The 23,826-nt window shown below is 72.1% G+C and carries 24 protein-coding genes; 14 read left to right on the top strand and 10 right to left on the bottom strand.

What is annotated here, in order from left to right; translation table 11 throughout:
• Positions 1-17 precede the first annotated feature (17 nt).
• From OG534_RS15940 to OG534_RS15910, 7 genes are all read left to right on the top strand, one after another.
• Positions 18-1,169: a threonine aldolase family protein gene (locus OG534_RS15940; protein WP_326588723.1), complete on the top strand. Its 1,152-nt coding sequence runs from the start codon at positions 18-20 to the stop codon at positions 1,167-1,169.
• 321 nt (positions 1,170-1,490) lie between these two features.
• The gene (locus tag OG534_RS15935; protein ID WP_326588722.1) at positions 1,491-1,676 is read left to right on the top strand and encodes a DUF397 domain-containing protein; all 186 of its coding nucleotides are present in this window, start codon (positions 1,491-1,493) and stop codon (positions 1,674-1,676) included.
• Positions 1,677-1,747: 71 nt separating this feature from the next.
• Entirely contained in the window at positions 1,748-2,344 is a 597-nt protein-coding gene (locus tag OG534_RS15930) for a hypothetical protein (RefSeq protein ID WP_326588721.1), read from the top strand.
• A 13-nt stretch (positions 2,345-2,357) separates the two neighbouring features.
• The gene (locus OG534_RS15925) at positions 2,358-2,522 is read left to right on the top strand and encodes a hypothetical protein (protein ID WP_030727064.1); all 165 of its coding nucleotides are present in this window, start codon (positions 2,358-2,360) and stop codon (positions 2,520-2,522) included.
• Between the two features lie 119 nt (positions 2,523-2,641).
• Positions 2,642-3,169 (top strand): BlaI/MecI/CopY family transcriptional regulator, encoded by a 528-nt coding sequence (locus OG534_RS15920; protein ID WP_442807090.1) that lies wholly within the window; start codon positions 2,642-2,644, stop codon positions 3,167-3,169.
• A gap of 11 nt (positions 3,170-3,180) precedes the next feature.
• Positions 3,181-3,711 carry an amino-acid N-acetyltransferase gene (locus OG534_RS15915; RefSeq protein ID WP_326588719.1) on the top strand — a complete coding sequence of 177 codons (531 nt, stop codon included), beginning with the start codon at positions 3,181-3,183 and terminating at the stop codon, positions 3,709-3,711.
• A gap of 165 nt (positions 3,712-3,876) precedes the next feature.
• Positions 3,877-4,215, top strand: a complete 339-nt coding sequence (locus OG534_RS15910) for a histone-like nucleoid-structuring protein Lsr2 (protein ID WP_326588718.1) — start codon at positions 3,877-3,879, stop codon at positions 4,213-4,215.
• Here OG534_RS15910 and OG534_RS15905 read toward each other — a convergent pair.
• The gene (locus OG534_RS15905) at positions 4,194-4,778 is read right to left on the bottom strand and encodes an SCO3374 family protein (RefSeq protein WP_326588717.1); all 585 of its coding nucleotides are present in this window, start codon (positions 4,776-4,778) and stop codon (positions 4,194-4,196) included. The two genes, OG534_RS15910 and OG534_RS15905, sit on opposite strands and share 22 nt — an antisense overlap.
• Positions 4,779-5,243: 465 nt before the next feature.
• Here OG534_RS15905 and OG534_RS15900 point away from each other — a divergent pair, with 465 nt between their 5' ends.
• Both OG534_RS15900 and OG534_RS15895 read left to right on the top strand, forming a co-directional pair.
• A complete protein-coding gene (locus tag OG534_RS15900; protein ID WP_030720519.1) occupies positions 5,244-7,769 on the top strand; it encodes an ATP-dependent Clp protease ATP-binding subunit in 2,526 nt (841 codons plus the stop codon).
• Positions 7,770-8,243: 474 nt separating this feature from the next.
• Complete coding sequence (locus tag OG534_RS15895; RefSeq protein ID WP_326588716.1) at positions 8,244-8,807, top strand: M23 family metallopeptidase; 564 nt, start codon at positions 8,244-8,246, stop codon at positions 8,805-8,807.
• A 19-nt stretch (positions 8,808-8,826) separates the two neighbouring features.
• Here OG534_RS15895 and OG534_RS15890 read toward each other — a convergent pair whose 3' ends face one another.
• The 6 genes from OG534_RS15890 to OG534_RS15865 form a co-directional block, all read right to left on the bottom strand.
• Entirely contained in the window at positions 8,827-9,912 is a 1,086-nt protein-coding gene (locus OG534_RS15890) for a LamG-like jellyroll fold domain-containing protein (protein WP_326588715.1), read from the bottom strand.
• 108 nt (positions 9,913-10,020) lie between these two features.
• The gene (cseC, locus tag OG534_RS15885) at positions 10,021-11,340 is read right to left on the bottom strand and encodes a two-component system sensor histidine kinase CseC (RefSeq protein WP_326588714.1); all 1,320 of its coding nucleotides are present in this window, start codon (positions 11,338-11,340) and stop codon (positions 10,021-10,023) included.
• A complete protein-coding gene (gene cseB / locus OG534_RS15880) occupies positions 11,337-12,050 on the bottom strand; it encodes a two-component system response regulator CseB (protein WP_326588713.1) in 714 nt (237 codons plus the stop codon). The genes cseC and cseB overlap by 4 nt, the downstream gene beginning before the upstream one ends.
• Positions 12,051-12,079: 29 nt before the next feature.
• A complete protein-coding gene (locus tag OG534_RS15875; protein ID WP_398566148.1) occupies positions 12,080-12,769 on the bottom strand; it encodes a hypothetical protein in 690 nt (229 codons plus the stop codon).
• Entirely contained in the window at positions 12,757-13,317 is a 561-nt protein-coding gene (locus OG534_RS15870) for a SigE family RNA polymerase sigma factor (RefSeq protein WP_326588712.1), read from the bottom strand. The genes OG534_RS15875 and OG534_RS15870 overlap by 13 nt, the downstream gene beginning before the upstream one ends.
• Before the next feature lie 288 nt (positions 13,318-13,605).
• Positions 13,606-14,523 (bottom strand): A/G-specific adenine glycosylase, encoded by a 918-nt coding sequence (locus tag OG534_RS15865; protein WP_326588711.1) that lies wholly within the window; start codon positions 14,521-14,523, stop codon positions 13,606-13,608.
• 214 nt (positions 14,524-14,737) lie between these two features.
• Here OG534_RS15865 and OG534_RS15860 point away from each other — a divergent pair, with 214 nt between their 5' ends.
• Positions 14,738-15,559 carry a hypothetical protein gene (locus OG534_RS15860; protein WP_326588710.1) on the top strand — a complete coding sequence of 274 codons (822 nt, stop codon included), beginning with the start codon at positions 14,738-14,740 and terminating at the stop codon, positions 15,557-15,559.
• Between the two features lie 124 nt (positions 15,560-15,683).
• Here OG534_RS15860 and disA read toward each other — a convergent pair whose 3' ends face one another.
• Positions 15,684-16,808 (bottom strand): DNA integrity scanning diadenylate cyclase DisA, encoded by a 1,125-nt coding sequence (gene disA, locus OG534_RS15855; protein WP_326588709.1) that lies wholly within the window; start codon positions 16,806-16,808, stop codon positions 15,684-15,686.
• A 149-nt stretch (positions 16,809-16,957) separates the two neighbouring features.
• Positions 16,958-18,370 (bottom strand): DNA repair protein RadA, encoded by a 1,413-nt coding sequence (radA, locus tag OG534_RS15850; RefSeq protein WP_326588708.1) that lies wholly within the window; start codon positions 18,368-18,370, stop codon positions 16,958-16,960.
• Positions 18,371-18,566: 196 nt separating this feature from the next.
• Here radA and OG534_RS15845 point away from each other — a divergent pair, with 196 nt between their 5' ends.
• A complete protein-coding gene (locus OG534_RS15845; RefSeq protein WP_326588707.1) occupies positions 18,567-20,339 on the top strand; it encodes a BACON domain-containing protein in 1,773 nt (590 codons plus the stop codon).
• Positions 20,340-20,435: 96 nt separating this feature from the next.
• On the opposite strand, the gene OG534_RS15840 is transcribed toward OG534_RS15845, so the two are convergent.
• Positions 20,436-21,182, bottom strand: a complete 747-nt coding sequence (locus tag OG534_RS15840) for a hypothetical protein (protein WP_398566160.1) — start codon at positions 21,180-21,182, stop codon at positions 20,436-20,438.
• Positions 21,183-21,347: 165 nt separating this feature from the next.
• Here OG534_RS15840 and OG534_RS15835 point away from each other — a divergent pair, with 165 nt between their 5' ends.
• From OG534_RS15835 to OG534_RS15825, 3 genes are all read left to right on the top strand, one after another.
• Positions 21,348-22,283, top strand: a complete 936-nt coding sequence (locus tag OG534_RS15835) for a Ppx/GppA phosphatase family protein (RefSeq protein ID WP_326588705.1) — start codon at positions 21,348-21,350, stop codon at positions 22,281-22,283.
• Between the two features lie 93 nt (positions 22,284-22,376).
• Positions 22,377-23,204: a sugar phosphate isomerase/epimerase family protein gene (locus OG534_RS15830; RefSeq protein WP_326588704.1), complete on the top strand. Its 828-nt coding sequence runs from the start codon at positions 22,377-22,379 to the stop codon at positions 23,202-23,204.
• Positions 23,201-23,821 carry a TetR/AcrR family transcriptional regulator gene (locus tag OG534_RS15825; RefSeq protein ID WP_326588703.1) on the top strand — a complete coding sequence of 207 codons (621 nt, stop codon included), beginning with the start codon at positions 23,201-23,203 and terminating at the stop codon, positions 23,819-23,821. Before OG534_RS15830 ends, OG534_RS15825 begins: the two co-directional genes overlap by 4 nt.
• Positions 23,822-23,826 lie beyond the last annotated feature (5 nt).

Here is a 23,826-nt window from a genome sequence, read left to right as displayed (position 1 = left end):
GACGAGGATCGGGCTCTATGAGTGACGACAGCGAGGAAACGGAACGTACGGAGCGGCTGGTCGCGGCCTGGCGAGGGGCGGGGCGCAGACTGTCCCGCAGCCTGCTGGAGCCGACGGTGGGGGAGCTGCTGGCCTCGCTCTCCGAGGCCCCGTACGACATGGACGGACCGGCCGACGTGTACGGCGACGGGGTCGTCGCGGCCCTGGAGCGCCGGGTCGCGGAACTGCTGGGCACGCAGGACGCGGCCTTCTTCCCCAGCGGGACGATGGCGCAGCAGATCGCGCTGCGGTGCTGGGCGGCGAGGACCGGGAACCCGGTGGTGGCCCTGCACCCGATGAGCCATCCGGAGCGGTGGGAGGGCGAGGCGCTGTCCACCGTCTCCGGGCTGCGGGTGGTGCACCCGACGACGGAGGCGCGCCAGCCGTCGCCCGCGGAGGTCGCCTCGCTCCGGGAGCCCTTCGGCACGCTGATGCTGGAGCTGCCCCTGCGGGACGCGGGCTTCCTCCTGCCGACCTGGGAGGAGCTGGAGGCGCTGGTCGACGCGGCCCGCGAGCGGGAGGCGGTGGTCCACTTCGACGGGGCCCGGCTGTGGGAGTCCACCGTCCACTTCGGACGCCCGCTGCCGGAGATCGCGGGGCTCGCGGACTCGGTGTACGTGTCCTTCTACAAGTCGCTCGGGGGCCTGAGCGGTGCGGCCCTGGCGGGGTCGCGGGACTTCGTGGAGGAGACCCGGGTCTGGCGCCACCGGTACGGGGGCCAGATCTTCCGGCAGTTCCCGCAGGCCCTGTCCGCGCTGGCCGGGCTGGAGCGGGAGCTGCCCCGGCTGCCGTCGTACGTGGCCCAGGCGCGGGTGGTGGCCGGGGCGCTGAGCTCGGCGTTCGCGCGGTCGGCGGTGCCGTGGGCCCGGATCCACCCGGAGGAGCCGCACACGCACCAGTTCCAGGTGTGGCTGCCGTACGACGCGGACCGCCTGACGGAGGCGGGTCTGCGGCAGGCGGAGGAGACGGGGACGGTCCTGTTCCGCCGGTGGTCCCCCGACGGGCCGCCGGGCCTCGCGGTGACGGAAGTCGAGATCACCGAGCCGGGCCTGTCCTGGACCGCCTCCGACGTGTCGCAGGCAGTAGCGGACTTCGTGACCCGCCTCGACCCCAGCCCCACCGACGCCTGAGGCACGGGACCCGGCCCGGAGCCCCGCTGTTTCAGCCTCGCCGGCGTCAGAGGCGCCCCGGGATCCGGGCGGAGCCCTGCACTTTCGGCCTCGCCGGCGTCAGGGCTCCGCCACGCGGTCCGGGTCGGAGCCCCGCTGTTTCAGCCTCGCCGGCGTTTGAGGCGCGGGGTCTGGGGCGGAGCCCCGGGAAACGGCGCGGCACCCATACGCACGGGCTTCGCCGCGAAACACCGAATTCCGGGAAAGCCACCGGCACGGGCCGACGACGGAGATACCGTCCTTCGACGACAATTACCGGCCACCGCGCCCGGAGGAGACACCATGACCACTCAGCCCGCGTGGCGGAAGTCCTCGTTCTGCGGTGAGGGCGACGCCTGCGTCTACGTCGCCACCGCCCCCGGCGCCCTCGTCAAGGTCGCCGACCGCGTCGACCCCGCCCACCTCGTGCTCGCCACGACCCACGCCGCATGGGCCGACTTCCTCCGCGCGGTCAAAGAGACCGGCTGAGGATCCGCCGCGCCGCGCCGCTCCCGCACACCCTCAGGGGGTTTTGTCCGATTAGCGCGTATCTTCGGCCCATGCCCACGCCCTACGGATCCCGCGGCGGCATGGCGTTCAGCGCGGCTGAGCTGCACGTGCTCAGGCGCCTCCTCGCCCACGCCCTTCAGTCCTCCCCGGCCCCTCTGACGGCCGCGGAGGTCCAGGACTGCCTGTGCCTCGCACAGTCGGTGGACGACGCGGTCCTGGAGGCGGGCCGGCTCAGAGCGTTCCTCCTCGAGGATCTCGCCCGCTACCGGGGCGCTCTGCCCGGCAGCCTCTCCGGCTACCTGGAGGTCCTCCGGGAAGCCCTGGCCGCGGGCTACGAACCGGCGCCCGACGACCTCGCCGCCCTGCGTGCGCTGCGCGCCAATCCGGCCGCGGCCTCGCTGCTGGAGCGGTCCCAGGCCGTCGCGGAGCGCTCCGTACGCCGGCGGCTGTCGACCGCCCCCGCGCCCCGGGCCCGGCTGCTGGCCCTGGCCGGAGGCAAGGAGGAGCCGCCGCGCCCGGCGCCGCAGCCCCGGCCCAGGCCCCAGGAGCAGCCGCGCCCCGATCGGCCGGTTCCGACTCCCGGCGAGGTGTTCCCGCCGCGCCGCAAACCCGCGCCGCCCCCGGCGGCCGGGCGGGCCCTGGGGTAGCTAGTCTGTGGTCATGGACTACGTCTCCGCGCTCGTGCCCCCCTTCGTCATGGCCGCGTTCTTCATCGCTCTCGTCGTGACGATCGTGAAGAGCCAGGGCGGCTCCAACAAGGCCAAGGAAGACGCGGCGGTCGACGCCGTGCTGGCCCGGGCGGAAGCCACCCAGCAGCAGAAGTAACCCCCCGGACGACGGGCGTGCGGCATACCGGCCGCACGCCCGATTTTGTTGCGCGTGGCCGAGCGAATAGTCGGGCAATTCCGCACAACCCGCACTATCGTGCTGTTGTGCCTCGCCCCTTGGGAGAACTCGAAGACGCCGTCATGACGCGGGTGTGGCAGTGGAACCGCCCGGTCACCGTTCGTGAAGTACTGGAAGACCTCCAGCAGGAACGGTCCATCGCGTACACCACGGTCATGACCGTTATGGACAATCTTCATCAGAAGGGCTGGGTCCGCCGGGAAGCCGAAGGCCGCGCCTATCGATATACGGCGGTCTCCACCCGCGCCGCCTACTCGGCCGCACTGATGAACGAGGCCTGGTCGACGAGCGACAGCCCCGCGGCCGCCCTCGTCGCCTTCTTCGGCATGATGTCCGCGGAACAGCGTGAAGCCCTCCGGGACGCCGTACGGGTCGTCCAGCACGACGACGAGTCCGGCGCCGACGCCGTCGCCGAAGCCCCTGCCGCAGCACCGGCAGCACCCGCAGTACCGGCAGCGCCCGCAGAAGCGCCCGCAGAAGCCCCCGCCGATGCCCCCGTCGAAGCCCCGGTTCCGGCGGAAGCCGAAGGGGACTCCGCCGAGCGCCCGCGGGAGCCGGGGCGATAGCGTCCGCAGCCATGGGAGAGTTTTCCACTGCACATGCAGAAACAGTGACGATCCGCCGTGCCCGCACCGGTGATGTTCCCGCGCTGCGCCGCCTCCTCGACCAGTACGTGCAGCAGCGGATCCTGCTCGACAAAGCCCCGGTCGTCCTTTACGAGGACATCCAGGAGTTCTGGGTCGCGGAACGCGACTCCGACGGCCAGGTGGTCGGCTGCGGCGCTCTCCACGTGATGTGGGAAGACCTCGCCGAAGTACGCACTCTCGCGGTCGACCGCGACTTGAAGGGCGCCGGCGTCGGTCATCAGGTGCTGGAGCAGTTGTTGCGCACCGCCCGCGCGCTCGGGGTGAGCCGGGTTTTCTGCCTGACCTTCGAAGTCGAGTTCTTCGCGAAGCACGGCTTCGTCGAGATCGGCGAGACCCCGGTCAAGACCGATGTGTACATGGAGCTCCTGCGTTCCTATGACGAGGGCGTCGCCGAGTTCCTCGGTCTCGAACGAGTGAAGCCGAACACCTTGGGCAACAGTCGGATGCTTCTGCACCTCTGATCGATGGCCTCAGCTTTTCCGGCGCTCCGCGCACCTGTGGCCTATGTCCGAATCGCGCACGTTTCCCGCCCCGTTGCGGTCTCGAACCTCTCCCCGGGGGTTTGTGTTTTCCAGGCAAAAGCGGTTTCCTTTCCGCGTACTGCTTTTCGATGAAAGGAAATCCCGGTGGCACAGAAGGTTCAGGTCCTTCTTGTCGACGACCTCGACGGTGGCGAGGCGGACGAGACGGTGACGTTCGCTCTGGATGGCAAGACCTACGAGATCGACCTCACCACCGCCAACGCTGAAAAGCTCCGCGGTCTGCTCGACCCGTACGCCAAGGGCGGCCGCCGCACCGGTGGCCGTGCCACCGCGGCCCGCGCCAAGGGCCGCGCCGCAGCGACGACCGGCAACCCGGACACGGCCGAGATCCGTGCGTGGGCCAAGGAGAACGGTTACAACGTGAACGACCGCGGCCGCGTCCCGGCCGACATCCGCGAGGCCTACGAGAAGGCCAAGGGCTGACGGACCCCGTTCGTACGCCGCTCCAGGCGGGCCCGGTGGCATTCCGTCGCGGCCGCCGAGACCAGGCGTACGAGATCGGGCCCGCGAGCGGGCCCGGCGGCCCGCCCGGGACCGGGCAGGGCCGGCAGTAGTGCCTCACACCCCTGCTCGGGGGGTCGCAGCCACACGGCGGCCCCCCGCGGGCTTTCTCCCAGGGGCGGCCCCGGGGGAGTGGGGGCGGTGATCCGGCCACCCGCACCCAGGGCGGTGAGATCGAGGGCGACCCCGCCCCATTCCAGCCAGTCGAGCAGCCCGTCCAGCTCCTCTGCGCTGCCCGCGGCCACCAGGAACCGCATCCGGCGCCCCATCAGCGCCACCGGGCCCGTGGCGACCGGCCTGCGCAGCAATGCCGCCCCCGCATCGGACGGCAGCTCCAGCACGTCGAAACGGATCCCGGTCACGAGCTGGGCGGGCGGCCCGCCCGTGACCGTCCAGCCGAGCACCCGCTCGTACCAGGAGGCGTACGCGTCCTCCTCGGGCGCGACGCGGGGCGACGGGACGGTCGGCAGGGCGGTTGCGGCCATGCCCTGAGCAACTTCGGAAAACGCCCCGGGGTTACGGCCGGAGTGACACACCGCACCCACTCGTATGCGGAACGTTGACGTCCGTGGCGGCCGAGTCCCACATTCGGGACGGAACTGTGTTCGCCCTTAGCTGAGGGAACCGGTGCCACCGGCATGGAGTGTCAGTGCTTACGGGTAAGACATTCCTAGTGGATCGGGGCCGACACGCTGTTTTGCCCGGCTTCCGTTCGCCATCGGCGTACACGCATGACGGGTATCTGCCTGGCCTGCGGGAACATCGTCTCGCACCATCGAGTTGGAGCAGTTGTCGGCTCTTCAAGCCGGTTTTCCCCGCCGATGCGGGGGTGAGCCGCGGACGGATGTCGGCAGTTGGAATGAGCTGTCCCGCCCCGCGGGACTAGCATGCGGAAGGACAGGGCGGGGACCGACCCCGAACTGCCCGACCGCTCTGAGGAGCGATAAACGATGTTCGAGAGGTTCACCGACCGCGCGCGGCGGGTTGTCGTCCTGGCTCAGGAAGAAGCCCGGATGCTCAACCACAACTACATCGGCACCGAGCACATCCTCCTGGGCTTGATCCACGAGGGTGAGGGTGTCGCCGCTAAGGCCCTGGAGAGCCTCGGGATTTCGCTCGAGGCTGTTCGCCAGCAGGTTGAGGAGATCATCGGACAGGGGCAGCAGGCCCCTTCCGGCCACATCCCCTTCACCCCGCGGGCGAAGAAGGTCCTGGAGCTTTCGCTCCGAGAGGCCCTCCAGCTCGGCCACAACTACATCGGCACCGAGCACATCCTGCTCGGCCTGATCCGCGAGGGCGAGGGCGTCGCCGCCCAGGTCCTCGTGAAGCTGGGCGCCGATCTCAACCGAGTCCGGCAGCAGGTCATCCAGCTGCTCTCCGGGTACACCGGGGGCGGCAAGGAGTCGGCCACGGCCGGCGGCCCGGCCGAGGGTACGCCCTCGACCTCCCTCGTCTTGGACCAGTTCGGCCGCAACCTCACCCAGGCTGCCCGCGAATCCAAGCTCGACCCGGTCATCGGGCGCGAGAAGGAGATCGAGCGGGTCATGCAGGTGCTGTCGCGCCGGACCAAGAACAACCCGGTCCTCATCGGCGAGCCCGGCGTCGGCAAGACCGCCGTCGTCGAGGGCCTGGCACAGGCGATCGTCAAGGGCGAGGTCCCCGAGACCCTCAAGGACAAGCACCTCTACACGCTTGACCTCGGCGCCCTGGTCGCCGGTTCCCGTTACCGCGGTGACTTCGAGGAGCGCCTGAAGAAGGTGCTCAAGGAGATCCGCACCCGCGGCGACATCATCCTGTTCATCGACGAGCTCCACACCCTCGTGGGTGCGGGCGCCGCCGAGGGCGCGATCGACGCCGCCAGCATCCTCAAGCCCATGCTGGCCCGTGGTGAGCTCCAGACCATCGGTGCCACGACGCTGGACGAGTACCGCAAGCACCTCGAGAAGGACGCGGCCCTCGAGCGCCGCTTCCAGCCGATCCAGGTGGCGGAGCCTTCCCTCCCCCACACGATCGAGATCCTCAAGGGCCTGCGCGACCGCTACGAGGCCCACCATCGCGTCTCCATCACGGACGAGGCCCTCGTCCAGGCGGCGACGCTGGCGGACCGGTACATCTCGGACCGCTTCCTCCCGGACAAGGCGATCGACCTGATCGACGAGGCCGGCTCCCGGATGCGCATCCGCCGGATGACCGCGCCGCCGGACCTCCGCGAGTTCGACGAGAAGATCGCGGCCGTGCGCCGCGACAAGGAGTCGGCCATCGACTCCCAGGACTTCGAGAAGGCGGCCTCTCTCCGCGACAAGGAGAAGCAGCTGCTCGCGGGGAAGACCAAGCGCGAGAAGGAATGGAAGGCCGGCGACATGGACGTCGTCGCCGAGGTCGACGGCGAGCTCATCGCCGAAGTCCTCGCGACCGCGACCGGCATTCCCGTCTTCAAGCTCACCGAGGAGGAGTCCTCGCGACTGCTCCGCATGGAGGACGAGCTCCACCGTCGGGTCATCGGCCAGAAGGACGCCATCAAGGCGCTCTCCCAGGCGATCCGCCGTACCCGTGCGGGTCTGAAGGACCCGAAGCGCCCGGGTGGCTCGTTCATCTTCGCCGGCCCGTCCGGTGTCGGTAAGACCGAGCTCTCGAAGACGCTCGCCGAATTCCTCTTCGGCGACGAGGACGCGCTGATCTCCCTCGACATGTCGGAGTTCAGCGAGAAGCACACGGTTTCCCGTCTCTTCGGTTCGCCCCCCGGCTACGTGGGCTACGAAGAGGGCGGCCAGCTCACCGAGAAGGTGCGCCGGAAGCCGTTCTCCGTCGTCCTGTTCGACGAGGTCGAGAAGGCCCACCCGGATATCTTCAATTCCCTTCTCCAGATCCTGGAGGACGGTCGTCTGACCGACTCCCAGGGCCGGGTCGTGGACTTCAAGAACACGGTCATCATCATGACGACCAACCTGGGTACCCGGGACATCTCGAAGGGCTTCAACCTCGGCTTCGCGGCCCAGGGCGACACCAAGACCGGCTACGACCGGATGAAGGCGAAGGTCAACGAAGAGCTCAAGCAGCACTTCCGGCCCGAGTTCCTCAACCGTGTCGACGACACGGTCGTCTTCCACCAGCTCACCGAGGAAGACATCATCCAGATCGTCGACCTGATGATCGCGAAGGTCGACGAGCGCCTCAAGGACCGCGACATGGGCATCGAGCTGAGCGGCGACGCGAAGCTCCTGCTCGCCAAGCGCGGCTACGACCCGATCCTGGGTGCCCGGCCGCTGCGCCGGACCATCCAGCGCGAGATCGAGGACATCCTGTCGGAGAAGATCCTCTTCGGCGAGCTGCGCCCCGGTCACATCGTGGTCGTCGGCAAGGAGGGTGAGGGCGAGGAAGCCAAGTTCACCTTCCGCGGCGAGGAGAAGTCGGCCCTGCCGGACCTCCCCCCGATCGAGGCCACGGGCTCCGGCCCGGACCTGTCGAAGGGTGCGTAACCCACTCGGTTAGGCAGCAGTACGAAGGGGCGGCCCGGAACCCACGAGGTTCCGGGCCGCCCCTTCGTCATGCCCGGGACGGCTCCGGACGGCTCCGAACGCCTCCGGACGGCCGGGACGGCTCCGGCGGATCCACCCGCCGATGGCCACGGACCGGCGGATCGAAGGTCCTGGGCGGGTCCAGGAACGGCTCGGGGCCGGTGACAAGCCGCACAGAACAAATCGGACGTACTAGGTGGATTCGTAGATCCAATGGGTCCTGGAAAGGGACCTTTGCCCCAGATGGGGGCCGTCAACAGGGCGCATCACACCGGACCGACTACGGCTTCGGGTAGTAAACGGGACGTTTGGGGAAGCTCTGGGGCGCGGGGTACCAAAGATGAGCCAACCCGGCACACGCCGCATCGTGCCGGGTCACTTCATGCCCGTGGCGGGCGTGAACCGCCCTTGTTCCCGGCCCCGGAGGTCTGCTTCATGTCCGCGAATCGCATCATCACCCGTCGTACCCGTCTTGCCGTCGGCGCAACCGCTCTCGGTGCGGTGCTGGCCCTGGGAGCCGGGACGACCGCCGCGTTCGCCGACACCACGCAGACCGCGTCCACCGCCTCGACGAAGGGCGGCCTCTGGGACAAGCCGCTCGACAAGTACACGCTGTCCGCGACCTTCGGCAAGGGCGGCAGCATGTGGTCGGCGAAGCACTCCGGCCAGGACTTCGCCGTCCCGACGGGCACCCCGGTCAAGGCCGCGGCCGCCGGCGTCGTCGTCAAGGCCGGCCCGAACGGCGGCGGCGACGGCCCCGCGTACGGCAACGCCATCGTGATCAAGCACGCGAGCGGCACGTACTCGCAGTACGCGCACCTCTCGAAGATCCAGGTCAAGATCGGCCAGAAGGTCAACGCGTCGCAGCGCATCGCCCTGTCGGGCAACACCGGCAACTCCAGCGGCCCGCACCTGCACTTCGAGATCCGCACCACCCCGAACTACGGCTCCGCCGTGAACCCGGTGGCCTTCCTCCGCAGCGCCGGCGTCACCATCTGACCCGTCCCGACCGGGCTGCTCAGCTGGTGAGCAGCCAGGCGTGGGTCGGCTTCGGCGACGAGCCGAGCTTGCCCTCCTTGTACGCGGCCGCCTGCTCCGGCGTGAAGGCCGTCTCGTAGATCCTGATGTTGTGCAGGGCGCCCTGCCAGGCCCCTGTCCAGATGTCGTGGTGCTTGGACCGGCCCAGCTGGAGCGGGCCGGGGGCCTGCCAGATGGGCCCCGCCGCCGTCTCGCCGGCCTTCTTGCCGTCCAGGTAGAGGGCGATGGTCTTCTTCTCGGCGTCGTAGGAGGCCATCAGCGTCGTGGCGGTCTTGAACACCGTGGGCCCCTCGGCGGTGACGGTCCTCGTGGTCGCCGCGGCGCCCTTGTCGCCCGTCTGCACGCGGAAGATCCAGGCCTGCTTGCCCTTCACCTCGTTCACGCCCAGCTCGAACGAGAACGACTCCCCGTCGCCCTGGCTGATGGCGATCCGCGAGCCCTTCGCACCGGAGCTGTAGACGCGGGCCACGACCGTGAAGCTCTTGGACACGTCCACGACCGGCTCGGCGGACTGTGCGTACGACTTCGCGGTGCCCTTCCCGATGATCTGGAACCGCTTGCCGAGCGGGTCGATCCGGAAGTCGGGGCCCAGCCGGATGCCCGTCTTGCCGTAGCTGTCGCGCAGGAGCGTCGCGTCGCCCTCGACGGTGGCGGAGTACGGCGCCGAGGACTTCGAGGCGCTGGGCGAGGGCGAGGCGGACGCCGCGGGCGCCGCGGCGTCGTCCGGCTTCGGCCGGTCACCGTCGCCCAGCAGGAAGAACGTTCCGCCGCCCGCCAGCAGCGCCAGTGCGGTCACCGCGCCGCCCAGCATCCACAGCCGCTTCCTGCGCCGCTCGTCGGCGGACCGGTCGGCCATGGCCTCCCAGTCCGGCTGCGGCGCCGGGGAGGTGGCGGGCCCGCCGGACGGGGACGGGGCCCACTCGCCGGGCTGCGGATAGCCGTAGCCGCCGTCGGGCGGGAATCCGTATCCGCCCTGCGCGGGCGGCCCCGGCGGGAATCCGTATCCGCCGCTTCCGGGGGAGGGCTCGGGCTGCGGGGTGATCGGGGGATTCGCGCCGTCGGTCATGCCACGGATGCTAGGTCACGGCCCCGGGGGCGGGTTCGGGCGGCCCGGTCCCGGTACGCCGCGCACTTCTGCGGCCCTGCGGGGCCGACCCGGCCAGACCCGCCCGGTTCAGCCCTGCGGCAGTTTGAGGACCGGGAAGCTGCCCGTCGCCGTCGGCGCGTGCTCCGGCAGCCACAGCACCGCCACCGCGCCCGCCGCCGCACCCTGGCGCTCCACGCCGCCCGGAGCCGCCACGTTGCGGAAGGTCAGCCGGGCGCCCAGCACCCGCGCCTGGCCCTCCGCGATGGTCAGCCCCAGCCCGTGACCCACGCCCGCGCGGTCCGTCGACCCGGTCCGGAACCGGCTCGGCCCCTCGCGCAGCAGCGCCTCCGGGAAGCCCGGACCGTGGTCCCGGACCCGTACGACCCGGCCCTCGACGTCGACCTGGACCGGCGGCTTCCCGTACCGCGCGGCATTGGCCAGCAGGTTTCCCAGGATCCGCTCCAGGCGCCGCGGGTCGGTGCTGACGATCTCGTCCGCCACGACCCGTACGGTCGCCTCGGGCATCAGCGACGTCACCCGCCGGCTCACGAACTCGCCCAGCGCCACGTCCTGCAGCTCCGCCCGCTCCGACGCGCTGTCCAGCCGGGCCACCTCCAGTACGTCCTCGACCAGGGCGCGCAGCGCCTGCGCCCGGTCCCGCACCAGCTCGGTCGGCCGCCCCGGGGGCAGCAGTTCCGCCGCGGTGAGCAGGCCCGTCACCGGTGTCCGCAGCTCGTGCGCGATGTCCGCGGTCACCCGCCGCTCGGCCTCCAGCCGCTGCTGGAGGGCGTCGGCCATGGCGTCCACGGCCCGCGCGAGGTCGTCCGTCTCGTCGCGGACGACGCCACCGACCGCGTCCCGGACGCGTACGTCGGGATCACCGTGCGCCACCCGCTGCGAGGCGGCCGCGGCCTTGCGCAGCCTGCTGGAGATCTGCCCGCCGATGAGCACGCCGAGCGCCGAACCGCCGATCACGGAGGCGAGGCCGCCGGTGACCAGCGCCCGGTCCAGGTCGGGGAGCAGATCGGTGCTCTCCCGGAACGGCGTGTGCAGCGACACCACCTGCCCGTTCCCGAGGGGTACGGCGGCCCACACCTCGGGCAGCGCCCCGTTCGGCCGCTCCTGGACGTAGGTTCCGCGACGGCCCGACTGCGCCTTGTGCCGCAGCTCGGAGGGCAGTTCGGGATCGTTGAGCTTGGCGCCCATGGGCGGCTTGCGGCCGGCCTCGGCATTGCGGGAGATGAACTGCACCCGCTCCAGCTGCACTTGGCGGGCGCTCTCCAGCATCGAGACGCGGGCAGCACTGTGCACCACCAGGCTCAGCGCGATCGTGACGAGGGCGCCCACGGCGGCGATGGCGAGCGTGATCTTCCACCGGATCCCCGTGCGGAGGGTGAACCGTCTCATGCTTTGAGCTTGTATCCGAAGCCCCGGACCGTCTCGATCCGGTCCTGTCCGATCTTGGTGCGCAGCCGCTGGACGTGGACGTCGACGACCCGGGTGTCGCCGCCCCAGTCGTAGTCCCAGACCCGCTCCAGCAGGCGGTCGCGCGACAGTACGGTGCCGGGCGCGGAGGAGAACTCCAGTAGCAGCCGCATCTCGGTCGGCGTCAGGGCCACGGCGGCGCCCGCCTTGCGCACCTCCATGCCCTCGGTGTCGACCTCCAGGTCGCCGAAGGAGAGCACCCCGCGCTCCCCGTCCGGACCGTCGTCCTGGCTGCCGGGGCCGCCGTTCTGCGGGCCGCCGGAGTGGTCGAAGCGGCGCAGCACGGCGCGGATCCGGGCGACGAGCACGGACCCGTCGAAGGGCTTGGTGACGTAGTCGTCGGCGCCCGCCTCCAGGCCCAGCACCACGTCGATGGAGTCGGCGCGCGCCGACAGCATGATCACGGGGACGGTGGACTCGTCGCGGATGCGGCGGCACAGGCTGACGCCGTCCATGCCCGGGACCATCACGTCGAGCAGGGCGATGTCGGGCCGGTCGGCGCGGAAGGACTCCAGGCCGGACAGGCCGTCGGGCATGGCCGTGACGACGAATCCGTCGCGTTCCAGCGCCAGGGTCGTGGCCTCACGGATGACGTCGTCGTCCTCCACGAACAGGACATGGGTCTCGGCCATGCGGAAGCCTCGCCTCGGTTCTTCTGTGCTCAGTTCTTCTGACTCGTGGCCGGGGCGGGCAGGGGACCGCCGTCGACCACGTTGCTGTACTCCGAGTGGACTCGGTCCTGCTCGGTGAACCTCTCCCCGTCCCAGCGGTACGTGATCACGTCCTCGCCCGACGGATAGGCGAGCGCGTCGCTCTTTCCGTAGACCTGCTTCGTGACCACCAGGTCGCCCCGGTCGATCTCCGCGTAGACGGGTGGCTGTTCGTCCGAGAACACATTCTCGTACTTCCCGCCGTCCGCGCGATACACGTAGGACCCGCGGCCCAGGGCATCGGCACAGGACAGGACGTTGACCACGATGTCGACGACGGGGCTGCCGGTGACCTTCCCGTAGCTCACGTCCACGGGGTACTCCTTGCCCGTGCAGGGCTTGAGTTCCCGCTTGATGTCGAGACTGACCTTGGGGTCGCCCATGATCAGCGCGACGGGGTCCACCTTCTTGAGCGGCCGGCCGGACGCGGAGGCGGAGCCCGACGGGGAGTCGTCGGGGGAGGGGCCGGTGGGCGCGGCCTTGGACACGGCCTCGGTGCGGGCCGGGCCGCCGTCGCGCAGGCCGGTGCCGCCGGTCGCGCACCCGACCGCGAACACGGCTGTGCCGACGAGGACGACCGTCCCCGCCGACACCAGGACCAGAGAACTACCGGTCAGACCTTGGCCGTTCAGGCCGCGCACCGCTCACGCCCCTCGTACTGCATGGTGTGGTCACCGCGTTCCAGCGCGCGCATGTCGAGGTCCCGGCTCTCCAGCTCCTGCCGGAGGCGGGCCAGTGCGCGGTGCAGGGTGCTCTTCACGGTTCCCGCCGACATTCCGAGCGCCGCGGCCGTCTCCTCGGTGCTCATCTGCTCCCAGTGTCGCAGCACGACCACACTGCGCTGCTTGGGCGCGAGCACCTTGAGGATGTCCATGAGCAGGGCGCGGTCGGCGCGCTGGTCGGAGCCGTCCTCGACGGAGGCGTCGGGAAGCTGCTCGGTGGGGACCTCTTCGAGCTTGCGGGCGCGCCACCACTCGGTCCGGGTGTTGATCATGACGCGGCGGAGGTAGGCGTCGGCCAGGGACTTGTCGGCGATGCCGTCCCAGCGGCCGTAGGTGCGTACGAGCGCGGTCTGCAGGAGGTCCTGGGCGTCGGTCGGGTCGGGGACCAGGCGCCGGGCGCTGCGCAGCAGCGCGTCCTGCCGAGTGCGTACGTACTCCTCGAATGCGAGTACCTCTCCGTGCGCCATCTCAGACCGCCTCCGTTCCGTGCCACCCCGTTGTCCTGCTGCCTTACGGATCTGAAGGTACGGAGGGGTTGTCACGGGCCTGTGCGGGCCAGCCTTCGGTGGGAGCACGGACACCCATAGGTTGTGTAACAGCGCCGTGAGCTGGGATTTCCCGGCCAGAAGCGGAATCCTCAAGTCACCCTCAAGCCCGCTCCCTGAGGGTGCGCACCGGCTCCGCGCGGTCGCCGGGCCGTCGCCGGGGGTAGTCGTCCGGGGGCAGTCGCCCGGCCGGCGCCCGGCCGTCCGCGGTCAGGTCTGCGGGAGCCGGTAGAGGCCTCCGTCGAGGGGTTCCACCAGGCCGTCGGAGACCAGCCCGTCCAGCGCGCGGGCCCGTTGCACCGGCTCGTCCCAGACCGTGTCGAGCACGGCCTGCGGAACGGCGCCCACCGCCTCGCGCAGCACGGCCAGGAGCTTGCCGCGCACCTGCCGGTCGGTCCCGGCGTACGTCTGCCCGCGCCGCGGCGGTCCCTCGTGCGGCGGCTTCCCGGCGAGGCGCCACGCGCACAGCCCGGCCACCGGGCAGCGGACGCAGTCGGGGCTCTTGGCGGTGCACACCAGCGCGCCGAGCTCCATCGAGGCCGCCGCCCAGCGCGCCGCGGTGTCCTCGTCCTCGGGCAGCAGGGCCCGGGCCAGGCGCCGCTCGGCGGCGGTGGTCGCGTTCGGCGGGTACTCGACGCCGGTGGCGGTGCGCGCGAAGACCCGCCGGACGTTGGTGTCGAGGACGGCGTGCCGCTGCCCGTACGCGAAGGAGGCCACGGCGGCCGCGGTGTACTCGCCGATCCCGGGCAGTGCGAGCAGCTGTGCGTGCTCCCGCGGTACGTCGCCCCCGTGCCGCTCCGTTATCGCGACGGCCGCGCCGTGCAGCCGCAGGGCCCGCCGCGGGTAGCCGAGCCGGCCCCAGGCCCGTACGGCCTCGCCGGGGGCCTCGGCGGCCAGGTCCGCGGGGCGGGGCCACCGGGCGAGCCACTGCTCGTACACCGGCTGGACCCGGCTGACGGGGGTCTGCTGGAGCATGAACTCGCTGACCATGACGCCCCAGGGGCCGGCCTCGGGGCGGCGCCAGGGCAGGTCGCGGGCGTGCTCTTCGAACCACGCGATGACGGGGGAGTGCAGCGCGTGCGAGGGGTCGGGGGACACGGCGGTGGCGGAAGCGGGGGATGCAGTCATGACAGACGGCATCCTGGCACGTTTCGGGCTTCCCGCGCGGGGCCCGGACCGGTGAACCGGACAACCGCGCGGGCTTCGCTCACCCGTATGGCGGTGACGTGTGGCCGGATCTCGACGTCCTGATTGCGCCCGCGGGATGATCATCGGCAAATCGAGTCTCTTGCGCGGCATGTGGGGCGGTGATCGGGCCGCGAACTCTCGTAAAGTTCCGTCCGTGGGATCTCTGCGCAATCCGGTCGGGCCGCTCCCCTCCTCCATCTACTGGCGACGGAGGGCTGTGCTGGCGTCCGTCGTCGCGCTCCTCGCACTCCTCGCCGTATGGACCGTCAGTTCCGGCGGGGGGAGGACGAGTACGAACGGAAAGGGCCAGAGCGGCCCCGATCCCGTCTCCTCGATCACCCCGGGTCCGGCCGGCACCGGCCCGGCGATCAGTGCCGCCCCCGGCGGGCGCACGGAGTCGGGCGGCGGCGGAAGCGCCGGGTCCGAGGGCGGAGCCGCCACGGGCGACGCAGGCAAGAACGGCGAACCGGGCGGCGAACCGGGCGGCGGCACGGGCGGCGGCACGGGCTCGGACGGCGGCTCCGGCGGCGCCGCGGGCGGCCCCGCGCAGGTCCCGGCGGACTCCCCGCTCCCCACGTGCGCGCCGGGTGCGCTGCAGTGGGAGGTCAAGAGCGCGAAGAACGAGTACGAGGCGAACGAGAAGCCCCGCCTCGAACTGGTCGCCCGCAACATCTCCGGAACCACCTGCAAGGTCGACCTCGGCCCGAAGCAGGCGGTCCTGACCATCCTCCAGGCGAGCAGCAGCAAGGCGGTGTGGTCCTCGGCGGACTGCCCGACGGGCGCGGGCAACACCTTCTTCCGCCTCCCCGCACAGGGCGAGACGAAGCACGCGCTGGACTGGGACCGCCGGTTCAGCGCGGCCGACCAGTGCCAGACGCCTCCGGCGGGGTCCGCGGCGCCCGACACGTACGTGGTCGAGGTCAAGGCCCCCGGCATGCCGGTCGCCCGCACCTCGTTCGTCCTCAAGCAGGACTGACGGAACACGCGCCTCAAACGCCGACGGGGCTGAGATATTCGGCCTCGCCGGCGTTTGAGGCGCGTGTTCCGGGGCGGAGCCCCGGCAGCGGCGCGCAAGCCGCAGAACCGTCGGGCGCCGCGGGCTAGACGTACCGCTCGAGGATCGAGGACTCCGCCAGGCGCGACAGCCCCTCGCGGACACTGCGCGCCCGGGCCTCGCCCACACCATCCACCGTCTGCAGGTCGTCGACGCTCGCGGCGAGCAGCTTCTGCAGCCCGCCGAAGTGCTCCACGAGCCGCTCGATGATCGCGCCCGGCAGCCTCGGCACCTTCGCCAGCAGGCGGTACCCGCGCGGCGACACCGCCGAGTCCAGGGTCTCGGGCGACCCCGTGTACCCCAGCGCCTTCGCCACGATCGCCAGTTCCAGCAGCTCCGGATGCGTCAGCGCGTCCAGCTCGGCCAAGGCCTCGTCCACCGTGCGGGAACGCTTCGCCGTCGGCTCCGGCACGTAGTCCCGGATGACCAGCTCCCGCTCCTGCTCGATCCCGACCGTCAGCTCGTCCAGCTGCAGCGACAGCAGTCGCCCGTCCGTGCCCAGTTCGACCACGTACTCGGCGATCTCGGTCGCGATCCGGCGGACCATTTCCAGCCGCTGCGCCACCGCCGTCACGTCGCGGACCGTGACCAGGTCCTCGATCTCCAGCGCCGACAGCGTGCCCGCGACCTCGTCGAGGCGCAGCTTGTACCGCTCCAGCGTGGCCAGTGCCTGGTTCGCCCGCGACAGGATCGCCCCGGACTCCTCCAAGACCCGCCGCTCCCCGTCCACGTACAGCGCGATCAGCCGCATGGACTGCGACACCGACACCACCGGGAAGCCGCACTGCTTCGAGACGCGGTCCGCCGTGCGGTGCCGCGTGCCCGTCTCCTCGGTGTGGATCGACGCGTCCGGCACCAGCTGCACGCCGGCCCGCAGGATCTTGGTGATGTCCTTGTCGATGATGAGCGCGCCGTCGAGCTTGCACAGCTCGCGCAGCCGGGTCGCGGTGAACTCCACGTCCAGGACGAAACCGCCGGTGCACATGGCCTCGACGGACTTGTCCATGCCGAGGACGATGAGCCCGCCGGTGTTGCCGCGGACGATCCGCTCCAAGCCGTCACGCAGCGGCTGACCAGGCGCGACCGCACTCAGCGAGGCGCGCATCATGGCCTCCTGCTTGGAGCTCGCGCCCGACTTGCCGGATGCTGCTGCCCCGTCCTTGGCTGCCACTGCACTCCTCGGGTCGCGGGTTGCGCCGCCTGCGTACGGCCGGGCGGACCATCCCGAAGTCTACCGGCGCGCGCTGCGGCCCCGCCGTTGCTTGGCCAGGTCCGCCCCGCGGGGCCCCGTACGGACCCCCTGACCAGGGGATCCGCCCGCTACTCGGCCGCCCGCTCCTTGGCCGGCGTACGGGACCGGCCGCGCGGCAGCACCCGCAGGGCGTCACCCATGTCGGCGACCTCCACGACCTTCATCCCGGCCGGCACCTTGCCCGGATCCGACGGCACCAGGGCGTGCGTGAAGCCGAGCCGGTGCGCCTCCGCGAGCCGCCGCTGTACGCCGGTCACCCGCCGCACCTCGCCGGCCAGGCCGACCTCGCCGATGGCCACGAGGTTCTTCGGGAGCGGGACGTCGCTGGCGGCGGAGGCCAGGGCGAGCGCGATCGCCAGGTCGGCGGCGGGCTCGGTGAGCTTCACCCCGCCCACCGTGGCGCTGTAGATGTCGCGCTTGCCGAGCGCGGTGATCCGGCCGCGCTGCTCCAGCACCGCCAGCATCATCGAGACGCGCGAGGTCTCCAGGCCGGAGGTCGTGCGCCGGGGGGAGGGGATCTGCGAGTCCACCGTCAGCGCCTGCACCTCGGCGACCAGCGGACGCTTCCCCTCCAGGGTCACGGTCAGGCAGGTCCCGGGAACGGCCTCGGCGCGCCGCGTCAGGAACAGCCCGCTCGGGTCGGCGAGCCCGGTGATCCCCTCGTCGTGCAGTTCGAAGCAGCCCACCTCGTCGGTGGCCCCGTACCGGTTCTTGATGCCGCGCACGAGCCGCAGCCGCGCGTGCCGGTCGCCCTCGAAGCTCAGCACCACGTCGACGAGGTGCTCCAGCAGCCGGGGCCCGGCGATCGCCCCGTCCTTGGTCACGTGGCCGACGAGGAGGGTGGACATCCCGCGTTCCTTGGAGGCCCGGATCAGGGCCCCGGCCACCTCGCGCACCTGGGCCATGCCGCCGGGCGCGCCGTCGATCTCGGGCGAGGCGATGGTCTGTACGGAGTCCAGGATGAGGAGGGAGGGCTTCACCGCGTCCAGGTGCCCGAGCACGGCCGACAGGTCCGTCTCGGCCGCGAGGTAGAGGTGGTCGCTCAGCGCCTTGATGCGGTCGGCGCGCAGCCGGACCTGGCTCGCCGACTCCTCGCCCGTGACGTACAGCGTGCGGTGCTCGTCGCTGGAGGCCTTGGCCGCCACGTCCAGCAGCAGGGTCGACTTCCCGACGCCGGGCTCGCCGGCGAGCAGCACCACGGCGCCGGGCACGAGCCCGCCGCCGAGGACGCGGTCCAGCTCGTCCACGCCGGTGCTGCGCGCGGTCGCCGTCCGTCCGTCGACCTGACCGATCGGCACCGCGGCCGTCGAGACCCGGCCGGCGGCGGTGGTCCGCACGGCGGGCGCGCCCATCTCCTCGACGGTGCCCCAGGCCTGGCACTCGGGACAGCGGCCGAGCCACTTCGCGGTGGTCCAGCCGCACTCGGTACAGCGGTAGGACGGCCGGTCCTTGGCGGATGAACGAGCAGTGCGGGCAGCCATGCCGTTCACCGTAGCCGCCCGCACCGACAGGACGGGCCGCGGTACCGCCGGCGGAGGCGGTCGTGGGCCGACCGGGCCGACCGTGGGCCCGCCGCGTCAGGGCCTTCGTCAGCGCATCACCGATCTGTTCACCCATCAGGGCTAAAAGTGGTGAAGGCTTCCAGGGCGTCACCGGCGCGCCGCCTACGGTCGCCAGGTGAACAGCAGCAACCAGGCACACTCCTCAGCGCACACCGGCGCACACCGGGCGCACGGGCGCACGACCTGCGAGCGGGAGCAGCCGCCCCCGTTCCGGCACGAGCCTTACCTGGACGGTCTGTTCACGTACTGCCTGTCGGTCCTGTGCGACCACGACACCGCGACCGACGTGCTCGGCGACGTCCTCGCCGTGGCCGAGCGGCATCCCGGCCGCTGTCCCGACGAGGGGGACCGGCGGGCCTGGCTCTACGCACTCGCCCGCTGGGGCTGCCTGCGCCGGCTGGGGGAGCAGCGGCGCGCCCGGCAGGGCGCGCATTCCGCCCGGCGTGCGCCGGAGCACACCGGGCGCGGCCGTGCGCCGGGTACCGACAGCGACCCCGACGGCGCCCCGGACGCCCATCGGCTCCTTGACGTGAGCGCCTACCGCCGTACCGAGCTGGCCCGGCTCGCCTGGCCGGAGGCCGCCGGGACCACGCCCGAGCAGCGCGAGGCCCTCGAACTGGCCGTCCGCCACCGCCTCGGCGTCCCCGAACTCGCTTCCGTCCTCGGCACCCCGCAGGCCGCCGCCCGGGAGCTCCTGTCCGGCGCCGCCTGCGAGGTGGAGCGCACCCGCACCGCCCTGGCCGTCGTGGAGACCGGCAGCTGCCCCACCGTCTCCCGGCTCACCGGGGACGACGACGGCGACGGCGGTGACGGCAACGTGCTGCTGTCCAGTACCCTGCGCGCCGAGCTCGTCCGCCACGTCGACGACTGCCCCCGGTGCCGCCGCGTCGCCGAACGCGTGGGCGCCGCCGCCCCCTGGCCCGGGTCCGGCGGGATCAACACCGCCGCGCTCCCGCTCGTACCCGCCCCCCGCACCGCCGTCCACGCGGCGATGCTCCGCTCCGGCCGGGTCCGCGGCCGGGGTCCCGGCCCGCGCTTCGACCGCACCGGCTTCCCGATGGACCCCAGGGACCGCGCGGCCCGCCGCGACCGGCTGCGCGCCCGGGCGGTGACCACCACCGTGGTCGCCACGGTCGTCGCCGCCCCCGTCCTGGCGCTGTGGGCGGCGTACCGCGGCGCGCCCAGCACGGGCGAGCCCGTCGGCGGGGACACCACCCGCATCTCCGCGAGCGAGTCCGAGCTCCCGACCGCGCGGACCGACGGCCACCCGCTGACCGCGTACGAGAACACCGGGAACACCGCCACGACCACCGGCGGCCCCGGCTTCGTCCACAGCAGCACCGACTCCGACGTCTCCGTCGAGGTGATCAGCACCGGCCCGCCCGCGACCCCCGACCACGCCGGCGCACCCGGCCGCCTCACCGTGGCGGCGTCCTCCCGCGGCTCCCTCACCCTGCTCACCCTCACCGCCTCCGGCGGCGCCCCGGTGGACTGGCGGCTCTGGTCCGACGCTCCCTGGCTGCGCGCGAGCCGGACCGCGGGCACGCTGGCCCCTGGAGAATCGGTCACCCTGCGGATCACAGTGGACCCCGAGGCCCAGCCGGTGGGCGCATGGTCGGCGCGGGTCGGGGTCGACCCGAGCGGTGCGGTCGTCTCCATCCAGGGCCGCGGCCGCCCCGCGTCGACGCCGGCGCCGTCCCCGGAGCCGACGCAGCCGGGTACACCGGACCCGTCCCCGGATCCGACGCAGCCGCCCACGCCGACCCCGACGGAGCCGACGATCCCGCCGCCGGACCCGACGCCCACGCCGACCCCGGCGCCGACGGACGGCTCAGGCGGAACGGTTTCCCCCGGCCCGGACCCCGGGCCGTCGGCTTCAACGGGCTAGCCGGTCAGACCGGGCCACCGGGCCACCGGGGTCGGCCGGTCAGGCCGGGGGCCCGTCAGGCCCGGTCAGGTCCGGTCAGCAGGCCCGGTCAGCCCGTCAGGCCGGGTCCGCCGGGTGCGGGGCCATCGGCAGCAGCGAGGCCAGCCGCGCCTCGCACAGCTTCGCGAGCGCCTCGTACCCCTCCTTGCCCATCAGCTCGGTCAGCTCGGCGCGGTACGACACGTACACCGGGTCCCCGGCGCCGTGCGCGGAGGTGGCCGACGTACACCACCAGTGCAGGTCGTGGCCGCCGGGACCCCAGCCGCGGCGGTCGTACTCGCCGATCGACACCTGCAGCACGCGGGTGTCGTCGGGCCGCTCGATCCAGTCGTACGTCCGCCGGATCGGCAGCTGCCAGCAGACGTCGGGCTTGGTCTCCAGCGGCTCCCGGCCCTCCTTCATCGCGAGGATGTGGAGCGAGCAGCCGGCCCCGGCGGGGAACCCCGGCCGGTTCAGGAAGATGCACGCGCCGTCCCAGCGGCGGGTCTGCTTCTCCCCGTCGTCGTCGTGCTGCGTCCACCCGCTCTCGCTGCCGACGTCGTGGAACTGCCACAGCTCGGGCGTCAGCCGGGCCACGTGCTGTGCGACCCGCTTCTCGTCGTCGTCGTCGGAGAAGTGCGCGCCGAGCGTGCAGCAGCCGTCGTCCGCCCGGCCCGCCTGGATGCCCTGGCAGCCCTGGCCGAAGATGCAGGTCCAGCGGGAGGTCAGCCAGGTCAGGTCGCAGCGGAAGACCTGCTCGTCGTCGGCGGGGTCGGGGAACTCCACCCAGGCCCGGGGGAAGTCGAGCCCCTTCTCGTCGGTCACGGCCTTGCTCCTGCCGCCTTTGGAGCCTTTGGAGCCTTTGGTGGTGCTCTTGCCCGTGTCCTTCTGCGACCGGGTCTTGTTGGCCTTCTTCGTATTTGGCACAAACCCAAGCCTAAGCGCCCCTTACGCAACCCCTGAGCGTTCCTCGCAGTAGCGTTTCCCCCTATGAGACTCGGTGTCCTTGATGTGGGTTCGAATACGGTCCATCTGCTGGTGGTGGACGCGCACCCCGGCGCGCGCCCGCAGCCGGCGCACTCGCACAAGGTGGAGATGCGGCTGGCGGAGCTGCTCGACGAGCGCGGCGCCGTCACCCCGGAGGGCGTCGAGCGCCTCGTCTCGGTGATCACGGACGCGGTGCAGTCCGCCGAGGACAAGGGGTGCGAGGACGTCCTGCCCTTCGCGACCAGTGCCGTGCGCGAGGCCACGAACGCGGACGAGGTCCTGGCGCGGGTCAAGGCCGAGACCGGCGTCGACCTGCCCGTGCTGAGCGGTGAGGACGAGGCCCGGCTCACCTTCCTGGCGGCGCGCCGGTGGTTCGGCTGGTCCGCGGGGAAGCTGCTGGTCCTGGACATCGGCGGCGGTTCGCTGGAGATCGCGTACGGCATGGACGAGGACCCGGACGCGGCCGTCTCGCTGCCGCTGGGCGCCGGCCGCCTCACGTCGGGCTGGCTCCCGGGCGACCCGCCGGACGTACTGGACGTCCGGGCGCTGCGCCGGCATGTGCGGGCGGAGATCGCCCGGACGGTGCGCGAGTTCAGCCGCTTCGGGGCCCCGGACCACGTGGTGGCGACGTCGAAGACCTTCAAGCAGCTGGCCCGCATCGCGGGCGCGGCCCGCTCCGGGGACGGCCTGTACGTGCAGCGGGACCTGACCCGCAAGTCCCTGGAGGAATGGGTCCCGCGCCTGGCCGCGATGACCACGGCCCAGCGCTCGGCCCTCCCGGGCGTCTCGGAGGGACGGGCGAACCAGCTCCTGGCGGGCGCGCTGGTCGCGGAGGGCGCGATGGACCTGTTCGGCGTGGACGAGCTGGAGATCTGTCCGTGGGCGCTGCGCGAGGGCGTGATCCTGCGCAGGCTGGACCACCTGCCGACGGAGGCGTAGGGGCGGGGGCGTCGGGGGCGTCGGGGGCGCCCCGCCGGCCGGGGATGTGGGCCGCCCCGCCCGGGTGCGGCGTCGGGCCCGTACCCTGTCCCCGTGGCAGAACCAGTCCGCATCCCGACCGCGAAAGTCGCCCTTTCCACCGCCTCCGTCTACCCGGAGTCCACGGCGACCGCCTTCGAGATCGCCGCGCGCCTCGGCTACGACGGCGTCGAGGTCATGGTCTGGACGGACCCGGTCAGCCAGGACGTGGACGCCCTGCGCAGGCTGTCGGACCACCACGGGGTGCCGATCCTGGCCGTCCACGCGCCGTGCCTCCTGATCACCCAGCGGGTCTGGTCCACCGACCCGTGGACCAAGCTCCAGCGCGCCCGGGCGGCGGCCGAGCGGCTCGGCGCGTCCACCGTCGTCGTGCACCCGCCGTTCCGGTGGCAGCGCCAGTACGCGCGGGACTTCGTCACCGGCATCTGGCGGATGGCGGACGAGACCGACGTCCGGTTCGCCGTGGAGAACATGTACCCGTGGCGCTACCGCGACCGCGAGATGCTCGCGTACGCCCCCGAGTGGGACGTCACCAAGGACGACTACCGCCACTTCACCGTCGACCTGTCGCACACCGCGACCGCCCGTACCGATGCCACCGCGATGATCGACCGGATGGGCGACCGGCTCGCGCACATCCACCTCGCCGACGGGAACGGATCGGCCAAGGACGAGCACCTGGTCCCGGGACGGGGTACGCAGCCCTGCGCCGAGCTGCTGGAGCGGCTCGCCCGGACGTCCTTCGACGGCCACGTGGTGATCGAGGTCAACACGCGGCGCGCGATGTCCTCCGCCGAGCGCGAGGCCGACCTCGCCGAGGCGCTGGCCTTCACCCGCCTGCACCTCGCCACCGCCGAGCGGAACGAGGCGCACCGGCCGTGACACAGGCGCAGCAGCCACGCCGCCGCGGGCCCGGCCGGCCCCGGCAGGACGAGGCCGAGGAAGGCCCCGGCACCCAGGAGCGGATCCGTCTCGCCGCCCGTGAGGTGTTCGCGGAGCGCGGGTACGACAAGACGTCCGTACGCGGCATCGCCAAGGTCGCCGGCGTGGACCCGGCGCTGGTGCACCACTACTTCGGCAGCAAGGACGATCTTTTCGCCGCGGCCATCGAGGTCAGCATGGAGCCCGCGCTGGTGGTCCCGGCGATCATCGGCGACGGACCCGAGGGCATCGGCGAGCGGCTGGCCCGGTACTTCCTCGGCGTCTGGGAGAACCCGGTCACCCGGGCCCCGCTGCTCGCCGTGATCCGGTCCGCCCTCACGCACGAGGCCGCCGCGAAGGTGCTGCGCGGGCTGGTGCTGCGGCGGGTCCTGGAGCGCGTCGCCGCGGATCTCGACGTCCCCGACCCGACCTTCCGCGCGGAACTCGCCGCCTCCCACATGGTCGGCATCGCGATCCTGCGCTACGTCGTCCAGGTCGAGCCCCTCGCGTCCGCGGACCCGGAGGCCATCGTGGCGCTCGTAGCCCCTACGCTGCAGCGGTACCTGACCGAGGAATGAGCCGC

The sequence above is a fragment of the Streptomyces sp. NBC_01294 genome (genome assembly GCF_035917235.1).
Classification (GTDB): Bacteria; Actinomycetota; Actinomycetes; order Streptomycetales; family Streptomycetaceae; genus Streptomyces; species Streptomyces caledonius.
The sequence above is the reverse complement of the archived record's forward strand: the minus strand, read 5'-3'. Positions and strand labels throughout refer to the sequence as shown.